The 12,045-nt window shown below is 35.5% G+C and carries 12 protein-coding genes and 2 pseudogenes; 5 read left to right on the top strand and 9 right to left on the bottom strand.

The genetic code is table 11. The features are described 5' to 3' along the window. Positions 1-3: 3 nt before the first annotated feature. On the bottom strand, positions 4-1,092 hold the full coding sequence (locus ACUN0F_RS29560) for a DUF871 domain-containing protein (protein WP_445540651.1): 1,089 nt from the start codon (positions 1,090-1,092) through the stop codon (positions 4-6). Positions 1,093-1,411: 319 nt separating this feature from the next. Here ACUN0F_RS29560 and ACUN0F_RS29565 point away from each other — a divergent pair, with 319 nt between their 5' ends. Further along, complete coding sequence (locus ACUN0F_RS29565; protein WP_048562484.1) at positions 1,412-2,614, top strand: MFS transporter; 1,203 nt, start codon at positions 1,412-1,414, stop codon at positions 2,612-2,614. Between the two features lie 344 nt (positions 2,615-2,958). Beyond that, positions 2,959-4,614: a Na/Pi cotransporter family protein gene (locus tag ACUN0F_RS29570; RefSeq protein ID WP_445540652.1), complete on the top strand. Its 1,656-nt coding sequence runs from the start codon at positions 2,959-2,961 to the stop codon at positions 4,612-4,614. Between the two features lie 35 nt (positions 4,615-4,649). Here ACUN0F_RS29570 and ACUN0F_RS29575 read toward each other — a convergent pair. Further along, a pseudogene (locus tag ACUN0F_RS29575) lies at positions 4,650-5,522 on the bottom strand (YhdH/YhfP family quinone oxidoreductase); the annotation flags it as partial. Positions 5,523-5,768: 246 nt separating this feature from the next. Between ACUN0F_RS29575 and ACUN0F_RS29580 the strand changes: the two are divergent. Beyond that, positions 5,769-6,881 carry an RNA-guided endonuclease TnpB family protein gene (locus ACUN0F_RS29580; RefSeq protein ID WP_445540653.1) on the top strand — a complete coding sequence of 371 codons (1,113 nt, stop codon included), beginning with the start codon at positions 5,769-5,771 and terminating at the stop codon, positions 6,879-6,881. A 133-nt stretch (positions 6,882-7,014) separates the two neighbouring features. On the opposite strand, the pseudogene ACUN0F_RS29585 reads toward ACUN0F_RS29580, so the two are convergent. After that, positions 7,015-7,242, bottom strand: a pseudogene (locus ACUN0F_RS29585) (oxidoreductase); the annotation flags it as partial. Positions 7,243-7,469: 227 nt separating this feature from the next. Between ACUN0F_RS29585 and ACUN0F_RS29590 the strand changes: the two are divergent. Together ACUN0F_RS29590 and ACUN0F_RS29595 are read left to right on the top strand one after the other, a co-directional pair. Further along, positions 7,470-8,678, top strand: a complete 1,209-nt coding sequence (locus tag ACUN0F_RS29590; protein ID WP_000437426.1) for an LCP family protein — start codon at positions 7,470-7,472, stop codon at positions 8,676-8,678. A 148-nt stretch (positions 8,679-8,826) separates the two neighbouring features. Then, positions 8,827-9,267, top strand: a complete 441-nt coding sequence (locus tag ACUN0F_RS29595; RefSeq protein WP_000642361.1) for a hypothetical protein — start codon at positions 8,827-8,829, stop codon at positions 9,265-9,267. Positions 9,268-9,348: 81 nt separating this feature from the next. On the opposite strand, the gene ACUN0F_RS29600 is transcribed toward ACUN0F_RS29595, so the two are convergent. The 6 genes from ACUN0F_RS29600 to ACUN0F_RS29625 form a co-directional block, all read right to left on the bottom strand. Then, positions 9,349-10,113 carry a sulfite exporter TauE/SafE family protein gene (locus ACUN0F_RS29600; protein WP_000060745.1) on the bottom strand — a complete coding sequence of 255 codons (765 nt, stop codon included), beginning with the start codon at positions 10,111-10,113 and terminating at the stop codon, positions 9,349-9,351. A 33-nt stretch (positions 10,114-10,146) separates the two neighbouring features. After that, positions 10,147-10,626 (bottom strand): DsrE/DsrF/DrsH-like family protein, encoded by a 480-nt coding sequence (locus ACUN0F_RS29605; RefSeq protein WP_000437726.1) that lies wholly within the window; start codon positions 10,624-10,626, stop codon positions 10,147-10,149. Positions 10,627-10,698: 72 nt separating this feature from the next. Continuing rightward, positions 10,699-10,995: a rhodanese-like domain-containing protein gene (locus ACUN0F_RS29610; protein ID WP_445540654.1), complete on the bottom strand. Its 297-nt coding sequence runs from the start codon at positions 10,993-10,995 to the stop codon at positions 10,699-10,701. Between the two features lie 14 nt (positions 10,996-11,009). Further along, positions 11,010-11,375, bottom strand: coding sequence for a rhodanese-like domain-containing protein (locus ACUN0F_RS29615; RefSeq protein WP_445540655.1), 366 nt, complete (start codon positions 11,373-11,375; stop codon positions 11,010-11,012). Positions 11,376-11,379: 4 nt separating this feature from the next. Next, positions 11,380-11,739, bottom strand: a complete 360-nt coding sequence (locus ACUN0F_RS29620) for a sulfurtransferase (RefSeq protein ID WP_088062030.1) — start codon at positions 11,737-11,739, stop codon at positions 11,380-11,382. A 66-nt stretch (positions 11,740-11,805) separates the two neighbouring features. Continuing rightward, positions 11,806-12,033, bottom strand: coding sequence for a sulfurtransferase TusA family protein (locus ACUN0F_RS29625; RefSeq protein WP_000864996.1), 228 nt, complete (start codon positions 12,031-12,033; stop codon positions 11,806-11,808). Between the last annotated feature and the right edge of the window lie 12 nt (positions 12,034-12,045).

Genomic DNA, 12,045 nt, shown 5'->3' on the forward strand with positions numbered 1-12,045 from the left:
TATCTATTTCTTTAATGTAAATCCGAATTTATCCCATGCTTGTAAATAATCTAATAAGAAAATTTCTTCTTCCACAATTCGGCCAACTACATTTGTTTTTCCTGTATTCACCATATCTTTTAAAGCAATTTGTAATTCACCTTTATATTGACCATACTGTTCATTATCAATTAAAAGATCACCGCGTTTAATTTCGCGTGTATTATGCGGTTTGAACTCTTCTTTCTTATATTTCACACGACTTTGTGTCGAACGAATCATATATTCAGATACATCTCCGCGGTAAAAATGAGGCTCGTCTAATACGATAATTTTTTCTAATTCTGTTGTTGTATCATATAACTCTATATCAAATGTTTGTTTCTCTTTATTTAATGCACCTAGCGCTTGTAATTCTTCTTCGGACGCATACGCGTTTGCAATAATAACATCATCAATTAATTCTGTCGCAAATAAATGCTTCGCTTGTGTTGTCATCGGTAATTCACGATGCTGCTCTAACGTACATAACCCTTCTGTTACTGGCCAAGGTCCGTATGTTGCATCAAATGATGATATAAACGCAGCTGTTCTCATACCGTAATCTTTAAATTGTTTCGAGCATTTAATGAAATGATCGTATGATAATCCTGAATAACGATGCGGATAAAAATTATGGCAACCAATTAAATTTTCACGATTTGGTCTATGGCTCATAATGTTATCTACATATTTCGTACCGTTACTCATATTAATTTCAATTTTTAAGCCGTATGGATTGTAAGTCATAATCGATTCTTCTAAACCAGAGAATCCGACATCTAGACGAATACCGTACGCTCCTAGCTCATGGAAGAAAGATAAATCATTATATGAAATACCTAATTGTGTAAAAACAGACGGACTAATATCAACTAATACTTGGAACCCTAATGCATTTGCATGAGAGATTGTTTCTTTAAACTCTTCTATAATTTTCTCTTTTTCTCCATCTACAGACAATAAGCATGTGAATACACGTGTAAATCCGTATTTACTTGCTAATGTTAAATATTCCTTATCTTTCTCTACTGTTGAATGTTCTGGATAAATAGAAATACCTAATCGTCTCATATTTACACGCCTCTTTCTTCATTGTTTTGTAAACCTTTTCAAATATATGTAGTGAAAAAGTATATATCCCCTTCTCATTCACTACTTTTTGAATCCGCTTTCTTTAAAGAAAAAACAATTTCTATCATTCATAACAACTACAAGTCTATACATCTATACTTTACAACTTTTTTTCATAGTTGTGTAGCTTTTACACAAATTTGTCAGTTTTTCCACCTCGAAAATTGTTATACGTTTCCAAGGCACCTTCCTTGACTGTTACATTGACCAATACATATACTCGAAAGAAAAGAGAAAATTTTATATAGGGGATGAATATATGGGAGAAGCAATACTCGTAAAACGAGAATCGTTATGGACGAAAGAGTTTGTCGCTTTAATTTTTGCAAACTTATGTATGTTTTTAGGGTTTCAAATGTTAATTCCTACTTTACCTGTTTATGTGAAAGAAATTGGCGGCACAAGTTCTAATATCGGATTTGTTGTAGGCATGTTTACCGTGGCGGCACTTTTTGTTCGACCACTGACTGGAAACGCCTTGCAAAAATTCAACAAAAAAATCATTTTAATGATCGGTACTGCTATTTGTTTACTCGCTATGGGTAGTTATCTTTTCGCTTCAACCGTCTTCCTATTGCTTGCCGTGCGAATTTTACACGGAGCTGGCTTTGGTATTACAACGACTACATATGGAACTGTCGTTTCAGATTTAATTCCGCAAGCTCGTCGCGGCGAAGGCATGGGATATTTCGGTCTTTCTGGAACGATTGCAATGGCGCTCGGTCCACTTATCGGACTTTGGCTCATGCAAACATATAACTTCACAATTCTTTTTTTATGTGCACTTTCATGTACAATTGTTTCATTAATATTAACGAAACTACTTCAAATCAAAAAATCGCCGCAACCACCACAGCAAACATCTGGTACTTTTCTCGATGGATTTATTGAGCGCAAAGCTTTACTTCCTTCATTATTAATATTATGTATTACATTAATGTACGGCGGAATCGGGAGCTTTATTACATTATTTGCTACGGAAGTCGGAATTGCTGATATAAGCCTCTTCTTCTTATTTAATGCACTTGCAATCGCTGTCACTCGTCCGTTTTCTGGAAAGTTATACGATGCGAAAGGTCATGCATTCGTTATTATTCCAGGGGTTATCATTACGTTTACAGGTATTATTTTATTGTCGTATACAACTACCATTCCGAGTTTAATTATTGCAGCAGCATGCTACGGAAGTGGTTTTGGAGCGATTCAACCTGCACTACAAGCATGGATGATCGACCGAGTAGCACCGCACCGACGAGGAGTCGCAACAGCTACATTCTTCTCAGCATTTGACCTCGGCATTGGCGCTGGCGCAATTATATTTGGATTCATTGCACATTTTACAAACTACGCAACTGTATATCGCTATTCCTCTCTATTACTTATTGCTTTCCTGTTCATTTACATTACAAGTATAAGAAAGCAAAAGCATGGAGATAAAAACAGAGAAAAAGCTGCTGGATAATTCAGTAGCTTTTTTATATGCAAAAGCGGAGTGAGTCATAAGGAAAAATTAATATAATCATTTTCCTACATATTTTCTTAACTTTCATCAAAAAATATACGATGAACTCGCAGACGCTTTCCTTCATATTCAACTAAACAATACTATTCTAAAAAGTGTGATTTCTTTACAAAAAACACTGTTTATATAGGGATAAAACCAATTAAATCCAGCTGTTTCTTTAAAGATTTGTAAACTTTTTATCCCTTTGTAAATTTAGTGTAAATTTTACTAGTAAACCGTTTACAGTACCTTGAGGTTTAGTTAATAATTACATCGTACATGAAATTTAAGGAGTGGAATGCGTGGAATACAATATTCAAGATATGATCTTCCAGTTCATTGGTGGATTAGGTATTTTCTTATTCGGGATTAAATACATGGGCGATGGACTGCAACAAGCAGCTGGAGATCGTCTTCGCGATATTCTAGATCGTTTTACAACAAACCCACTTATGGGTGTACTAGCAGGTATGCTAGTTACTGTATTAATTCAATCAAGTTCAGGAACAACAGCTTTAACAGTCGGACTTGTAAGTGCCGGATTTATGACATTAAGACAAGCAATTGGTGTTATTATGGGTGCGAACATCGGTACGACAGTTACTGCATTTATTATCGGAATTAAAATCGGAGAATACGCTCTCCCAATTATGGCAATTGGAGCTATCTTATTATTCTTCTTTAAAAATAAAAAAGTACATTCTTTAGGTCAAGTTATATTCGGTTTTGGTATGTTATTCTTCGGTTTAGAATTAATGAGCGCAGGTATGAAACCTCTTCGTTCTTTAGAGGCATTCCAAGAGTTAATGGTTAGCATGAGTGACAATCCAATTTTAGGAATTATTGTCGGTACAGTGTTCACTTTAATTGTACAAAGTTCAAGTGCAACAATCGGTATTTTACAAGAATTATTCGGTCAAGGTGCAATTGATTTAAAAGCTGCTCTTCCTGTATTATTCGGTGATAACATCGGTACAACAATTACAGCAGTTTTAGCAGCAATCGGTACTTCTATTGCAGCAAGACGTGCAGCATTAGTTCATGTTATCTTTAATATCGTCGGTGCAATCATCTTTACAATTTTATTAGTACCATTTACAAGTTTAATTCAATATTTCCAAACGTCATTAAACTTAAATCCAGAAATGACAATTGCATTTGCTCATGGAACATTTAACGTAACGAATGCAGTTATTCAGTTCCCATTCATTGCAGTATTAGCATGGATTGTAACAAAAATCATTCGCGGTGAAGATTCCGCTATTGATTTTAAACCGCAACATTTAAATCCAATCTTTATTGAACAATCTCCTGCTATCGCACTAACAGAAGCGCAAAAAGAAATTATTCGCATGGCTGAGTTCTCATTACATGGATTAAAAGAAGCAAATCAATTTTTAAATACACAAGATAAAAAACACGCTGACATGGCTACTCAATTAGAAGCAGCTATTAACAATTTAGATAAAAAAATTACCGAGTATTTAGTTTTACTATCAGAAAAACCACTTTCACCTACAGACTCTGAAAAACATTCAGTTTTAGCAGGTGTTGTTGGAGATATTGAACGTGTCGGTGATCATGTAGAAAACCTTGTAGAACTTGTAGATTTCCAAATTTCAAACCGCGTTTTACTATCAGATGAAGCACTAGCTGAACTAAATGAAATGCTTGAATTAACAATTTCAACATTACAAGATGCAATCAATGCTTTAACAAACTTTGACACTGAACTAGCTCAAACTGTAATTGCAAAAGAACGTAAAATTGATCAAATGGAACGTGTTCTTCGTAAACGTCACGTATTACGTCTGAACGAACGCAGCTGTTCAGGTGATGCAAGTATCATTTTCGTTGATATGGTAAGTAACTTAGAGCGTATCGGTGATCACGCTGTAAATATTGCTGATGGTGTTTTAGGTGAACAAGGTAAAATCAATTTAAAACAATCATTATAATAAAAAAGAGACGCTTAAGTTTAGCGTCTCTTTTTTCATTTCATATTTACAACCGTTCTTCCTTTTAACTTTCCTTGCAATATAAGTGTAAACTTCTCATCTAACTCTTCCAATGTACATTCTTCTGTATAAGATAGTAACTCATTATTTTCCCATTCACTTGCTAAGAGCGTCCACACATCTCTTCTCACATCCACTGGGCATTGCACAGAATCTATTCCTAAAAGACTTATGCCTCGCAAAATGAACGGATATACCGTTGTTTGTAATTCCTGCCCTGCTACATTACCGCATGTCGTTACACAACCACCATACTTTACCGTTTTTAAAGCGGTTTCTAGCATATGTCCACCTACAGTATCGATAACCCCGGCGTATATCCCTTTTAACATTGGTCTTCCTGATTCATCATTCAACTCCGTGCGATGAATCACTTGTTTCGCTCCTAGACGTAGTAGCATCTCTTCCTCTTCCATTTTCCCTGTCGCTCCTACTACGTTAAATCCTAGCTTACTTAAAATACTAACAGCTACACTCCCTACGCCGCCTGTGGCACCCGTTACTAAAACATCTCCCATACTAGGCGTTATGCCTGCTCCAATAAGCTTATATACTGATAAAGCAGCTGTAAAACCTGCTGTTCCGTACATCATACTTTCCTTTAATGACATGCCCTCTGGTAAAGGGACAATCCAAGATGCCGGCACGCGAATATATTCTCCGTAACTACCAGAAGTATTCATCCCTAAATCATATCCCGTTACAATGACTTGATCTCCTGCCTTAATGGTAGCATCTTCACTACTCACAACCACTCCTGCTGCATCAATTCCTGGCGTATGAGGATATGTTCTCGTAACACCTTTATTACCTGTGGCTGACAGCGCATCTTTATAATTTAACGTATTATCCGAAAGAAGTCTCCTTCCCCAGGCGTGTGAAAGACGATAGTCTAACGGCAGATGGGAGATGAATTTCGGTTTGGCGTAGCCAAACATTTGGTTTTCCTATTTATTTCGCCTCTGATATAATTATTCTTATAAGAGGTAAAGTTTGGTATAACAATGAAAGTAGATAATAATTTTGTAGTGTTCAGATTGTGTGATCACCGTCATAGCTTATGGGAAATGAAGCGAAAAGTGAGATGAATTGATATGACAAAGCATAATAAGGCGTACAAATTTCGTCTGTATCCAACAGAAGAACAAGCACATCTCATTCGTAAAACTTTCGGGTGTGTACGCTTTGTGTATAATAAAATGCTGGCTGAGCGGAAAGAAATATATGAAACATACAAAGAGAACAAGGAAGAACTAAAGAAACAAAAATTCCCTACTCCTGCGAAATACAAAGTGGAGTATGAATGGTTGAAAGAAGTCGATTCATTAGCATTGGCTAACGCTCAATTAAACTTGCAAACTGCTTATAAGAATTTTTTTAGTGGTCAAAGTGATTTTCCTACATTCAAAAGTAAAAAAAGTAGAAAATCTTATACAACGAATCGAGTAAACGGAAATATTATGTTATTTCATGGTTATATCAAATTACCGAAATTGAAAATGGTGAAATTGAAGCAACATAGAGAGATACCGCAAAACCATATAATCAAATCGTGCACGATTTCGATGACACCAACTGGTAAGTATTACGTGTCTATTTTGACCGAATATGAAAAAGAAATCGCTCCAAAAGAAGTAGAACGTGTAGTTGGATTAGACTTCGCAATGGCTGAATTGTACGTGAGTAGCGAAGATGAGAAAGCCAATTATCCTCGCTTTTATCGTCAGATGTTAGATAGATTAGCAAAGGCACAGCGAGTGTTAGCAAGACGTGTGAAAGGTTCAGAACGCTGGAATAAACAACGCATTCGTGTAGCGAAGTTGCATGAAAAGGTCGCCAATCAACGTAAAAATTTCCTTCATCACAAGTCTAAAGAATTAGCTGCGAATTTTGACGTTGTAGCAATCGAAGACTTACATATGAAAGGTATGTCACGAGCACTTCGCTTTGGTAAAAGTGTAGCGGACAACGGTTGGAGGATGTTCACGACATTTTTAGCATATAAGCTACAAGAACAAGGAAAACGGCTTATAAAAATAGATAAATGGTTTCCTTCTACAAAGATGTGTAGTCGTTGTGGAAATAAAAAAGAAATGCCATTATGTGAACGCAAGTATGCGTGTTTGTGTGGACTCACAATTGGCCGTGATTATAATGCAGCGATCAATATCAAAAAGGAAGCTATCCGCTTATTAATGTTGGCATAAATAGTAACAAAATAACCTTTGGAACAAGGGAGTTAGCTCGGCTGTCCTAGGACAAATTCGTTAGCTATCAAAAGTAGCGATGAACCGAGAAGCCCCCACTCGGGGTAGGCTCGTAAGAGATACTAAGTGGTGGGTAGTTCACTGAAGAATAGTGAACCTGTATTAATACGTCCCCCTCAGGTAAACTACTTACTTCTCTCTCTACAACGTTTCTTACAAACTGCTTACTTTCTGTTTCGTTCACAACGATTGCTCGGAATGATGTATGATTCACTATGCCCGCTCCTTTATCCGTAAAATTCTTCTTTATTATATAGAAGAAACAAGTAAACCTACTCATTTCTTCTTGGCTATATTTCAACAAATCTTACTTCTCTATCACTTTCTCACAATACATGTTTTCATTTCCACTAAAACAACTTATACTTATTCTACATCTGAAAAATAAAATATAGAAAATCTGACTTTTTATAAATATATTGAATTTTTACGAAATGTAAATGATTTGTAATGTCTTTTTTCGTCAAATTTCATTATAATAAGTGGATATGAGTGTCGTATTTCAATCCAAATGAAGGAGTACAGGAAATGGAGCAAAACCCATCTTTGCAAGAAAATACACGCAGTAAACCGAAAAAAAGTAGGAAAAAAACAAAAATTATTATAAGCGTTATTCTATTCTTTTTAATAATAGGTGGCGGTTATACTTGGTTTTTAGTAAATAAAGCATCTTCTGCTGTTCGAAATGCCGCACACGATTTAGCGCGCGGTGATAAATCTGATTTACGTGATAAAGCTGTAAAACCTATCACAAATAACGTCTCCGTCTTAATCATGGGTGTTGATGAAAGCGATGTCCGCGGGAAAGAATATGGAGAAGCTATAAGAACGGATGCACTACTACTTGCAACGTTTAATAAAGATAGCAAAACTGTAAAACTATTAAGTATTCCACGAGATACATATACTTATATCCCAGTGGAAAAGAAAAAAGATAAAATTACACACGCTCATGCATACGGTTCTACTAAAAACGGAAAAGATGGTGGACCCCAAGCAAGCATTGATGCAGTTGAAAAATTAATGAATGTTCCCGTTGATTACTTTGTAAAGTTTAACTTCAAGTCATTTATGAAAATTGTCGACGATTTAGGTGGTATTGAAGTCGATGTACCAGTTGAATTTACTGAACAAGATAGTAACGACAATGCTGATGCAATTCACCTGAAAAAAGGTGTTCAAAAGCTAAATAGTGAAGAAGCTCTTGCTCTTGCTAGAACGCGACACATTGATAGTGATGCAATGCGTGGGCAACGTCAACAGCTCGTTATTGAAGCAATTTTAAAGAAACTAACAAGCGCTGGATCTGTAACAAAAGTTGGTAACATCATTGATGATATTAACGGACAATTCGTTACAAACTTAACATTTGATGATATGCTTTCATTCTATAAATATGGGGCGGATTCTTCAATTGAGAAATTACAAATTCAAGGTGACGACTGCTATATGGAAAAAGGTGATGATACATGTAGCAAATCTGCTGGTGGCGGACGAACATATTACTACAATCCAGATAAAAAAGAATTAGCAAAAGTTACAAACGAACTTCGTACTCACCTTGGATTACCTGCATATACACAAACAGACTCTGATTCAAAGAAAACAAGTACAGAGAAAACAAAAGAATCTAAGTCTGAAAATACAAGTGAACGCGAATCAAGTAACAATGACGTGAAAAATAAGAATAAAAATAGCAGTGAAGATACAGAAACATCATCTAACGACAATGAATAAAAAAGAAGCAGTTCTCTATGGAGGTAGAGTACTGCTTCTTTTTATTTCTTCGGAATTAAAAATCAGAACTTTCTAACTATCTTTTTTAATATTTTTAAATTATAATAAATAGTAGCAATCTATTCCAATTATCAGGGGGCTCATACATATGAAAGCTGCAGTAAAACATAACATCTCAGATTTTAAAGACTACTTAAAATCCAACGATATATACATGGAAGAAAATATAGATGAAAATGACGGTTCTGTTCATTTTTCGGTAGGATTAGAGACCGAAGCTGGCGCAAAAATTCAACTTATCGCTGCATTCCAAAACGAACATCCTACTGTGGATATATACTGCTTCAATGTTGCTCACGTACCTGATGCAACATCAACAAATGATATTTTGCATGTCATCAATGAATTAAACACATCTTACCGATTTGCAAAATTCACGTTAAATAAGCAAAATGCAATTGATATTTCAGCATCACTTGCATTCTCAGAACCAAATTTCAATCCAGCACTTGTCTTTGAACATACGAGAATGCTATATAAATTAGCAAATGACGAATATAAAAACTTAATGAAAGTTATTTGGGCATAAATCAGCCTGCACCAATCGGGCGTTTACTACCTTCAAATAGCGGGATAGATAAAAGGATGGGCTGCAAGCAGCGCCATCCTTTTATTTCGATATCATATCAATCCACATCTTAACAGCAGTGCCTACAATCAAAATCGATAACATATATTGCAATGCTTTTTGATTGATCCTCTTCCCGACTCGCACTCCAAGCGGCGCAGCAAAGATACTTGCAACCGCAATAATAAGAGCTGGAATTACAACTACTTGACCAGTTATCACTTTTCCAGTCGTAATTCCTACAGAGGAAATAAACGTAATAGCGATGGATGTTGCTATTGTTGTACGTATCGGCAATTTTAAAATAACTAGCATAATAGGAACTAATAAGAAAGAACCTCCAGCACCTATAATGCCTGATGCTCCTCCTACAATAAACGCTAACAAGCTTGCTAACCATTTATTATATGTCACTTCACCACTATTATTTCGTTTCGGTACGAACATCATAATAGCAGCAATTGTTGCTAACGCTGCATAAACAACATTGACCGTATGTTCCGCTAATACGTTAGCACCAAAACTCCCTATGAAACTTCCTATTAAAATACTAGCTCCCATATACACAACTAGCGTTTTATCCATATCATTACTTTTTCGATAAGCCCATGCACCTGCAAAAGTTGCAACGAATACTTGCACCGCTGTAATACCACTCACTTCATGTGACGTATAACCAGTAAATCCTAGCAATACCGGAATGTATAGGATCATTGGATAATTAATAATCGCACCGCCAATTCCAACCATTCCTGATATAAACGATCCTATAAACCCAATTATAAAAAGTAATACGACTAAACTCACCTTATATCCCCCGCCTTCTAAAAAGAAGGTGATTTAAATGAATAAATTCACATTCCCATCCGAAGCATCTGCTAAATAAGCTCCTACTCCTGCAAACTCTACCCCTTCCATAATCTCTTCCTCTTTTAACCCTAATAAATCTACCGTCATTTGACAAGCTACAAGTTTAATCCCCTGTTCTTTCGCCAAATCCATTAAATCTGGTAAAGGCATCGCATTATGTTTTTTCATAATACCTTTAATCATCTTTGGTCCCATACCGGCAAAATTCATTTTTGATAATCCCATCTTGTCTGCACCACGCGGCATCATTTTTCCAAATATTTTTTCTATGAAAGTTTTCTTCACCTTCACATGTTCATCTTTCCTTAAAGCATTTAATCCCCAAAAAGTATGAAAAATAGTTACCTCTTGATCATACGCCGCTGCACCATTTGCAATAATATAAGCAGCCATCGCTTTATCATAATCTCCGCTAAATAAAACGATTGTTGTTTTCTTCTGTTGTTCCATGTTGTTCTCCCTCCAATTACCTGTAGGGGTATTTTATTATTTGTAAAAAGGCTCAAATCATTTATATCTGTACTATACGACTTTACCTTCCCACGCTAGCATACCACCTACCATATTGATTGCTTGAAAACCGTAGCTCTCTAAAAACTGAACTGCTCTTGCACTTCTCCCACCAGAGCGACAAACGATAATATACTCTTTCTTTTTATCCAACTCATGCATACGAAATTCTAATAGTCCTAGTGGAATGTTACTTGCTTCTGGAATTTTCCCATCGGCGACTTCTTCTACTTCACGTACATCTACGATATTTACTGCCTCTTTACATAACAATTTTTCTTCTAATTCTTTTACTGTCATTTCTTTCATTATAAATTCCCTCCTTACAAACCATTCATACCACTCGAAACATTGATAACGTGCTGAAATCCTAATTTTTTTAATACTTTTGCTGCTTGCTTACTTCTCGTCCCGCTCTGACAAATAACGATTACTTCCTTATTTTTATCTAATTGATTTGCTTTACTAGCTAACTCATTTAATGGGATATTCTGAAACCCTTTCATATGATTTCCTCTATATTCACCTACTGTACGAACATCGATAAATTGTTTATTCTTTTGCCCCATCATCCGTTTTAAATCTTTTCCTGAAATATTTTTTACTCCTCTAACTGGTAAGAAGCGAGAAATAATAAACCACGATACAAGTACAATTAAGATTACATTTAATATTGTCTTTACATCCATAAAACTATTTAAACTCCTTTTGTGCTTTTTTCCCGTCCAAATATATACTATAGCTTTGAATATGGAACCCTTTCTTTCTTAAAAAACGAACACTTAAATTCCGATCCACTTTATTATGAACAATAAGATGCAAAGGCTTATTTGGTATTTCATGATAATACCGTTTTAAATACGCATACGGTATACACATAATTCTAGAAGTGTTATCACTGTGACTCTCTGTATAATTGCGTACATCTACAACAACACTTTCCATTTTCCTTACTTGTTCTAACGAAATATATGCAACGTTTAAAACCGGAATGTAACGTTTTACTAAAATTCCTAGCATCCATACTAGTAGAGATATAACTATATAAAACATATATGATTATCCTCTTTACTTTCAATAATAAGCATAGGATGTAATCTTCCACTTGTTATTGAACTGCTATGCTTTCTTGATCCAGAATTTTAATTCACCAGATTCTTCCGTGTGTTTTAACACTTCATGACCGCCTTTTTGTGACCATGCTGGAATATCTTTAATCGCACCTTTATCTGTTAAGTGTACTTCTAACACTTCCCCCGATTGTAATGCTTCCATTGCCTTCTTTGTTTTCACAATTGGCATTGGACATGCTAATCCTTTTACATCTAATACTTCTTTCACCTTCATCTTATATACCTC

It is taken from the genome of Bacillus sp. 1A (assembly GCF_052682215.1).

What these genes read in the sequence shown, in the direction of transcription:
- ACUN0F_RS29560 (WP_445540651.1), bottom strand. Translation starts at nt 1,092, where the DNA reads ATGAGACGATTAGGTATTTCTATTTATCCAGAACATTCAACAGTAGAG.
- ACUN0F_RS29565 (WP_048562484.1), top strand. Translation starts at nt 1,412, where the DNA reads ATGGGAGAAGCAATACTCGTAAAACGAGAATCGTTATGGACGAAAGAG.
- ACUN0F_RS29580 (WP_445540653.1), top strand. Translation starts at nt 5,769, where the DNA reads ATGACAAAGCATAATAAGGCGTACAAATTTCGTCTGTATCCAACAGAA.
- ACUN0F_RS29590 (WP_000437426.1), top strand. Translation starts at nt 7,470, where the DNA reads ATGGAGCAAAACCCATCTTTGCAAGAAAATACACGCAGTAAACCGAAA.
- ACUN0F_RS29595 (WP_000642361.1), top strand. Translation starts at nt 8,827, where the DNA reads ATGAAAGCTGCAGTAAAACATAACATCTCAGATTTTAAAGACTACTTA.
- ACUN0F_RS29605 (WP_000437726.1), bottom strand. Translation starts at nt 10,626, where the DNA reads ATGGAACAACAGAAGAAAACAACAATCGTTTTATTTAGCGGAGATTAT.
- ACUN0F_RS29610 (WP_445540654.1), bottom strand. Translation starts at nt 10,995, where the DNA reads ATGAAAGAAATGACAGTAAAAGAATTAGAAGAAAAATTGTTATGTAAA.
- ACUN0F_RS29615 (WP_445540655.1), bottom strand. Translation starts at nt 11,375, where the DNA reads ATGGATGTAAAGACAATATTAAATGTAATCTTAATTGTACTTGTATCG.
- ACUN0F_RS29620 (WP_088062030.1), bottom strand. Translation starts at nt 11,739, where the DNA reads ATGTTTTATATAGTTATATCTCTACTAGTATGGATGCTAGGAATTTTA.
- ACUN0F_RS29625 (WP_000864996.1), bottom strand. Translation starts at nt 12,033, where the DNA reads ATGAAGGTGAAAGAAGTATTAGATGTAAAAGGATTAGCATGTCCAATG.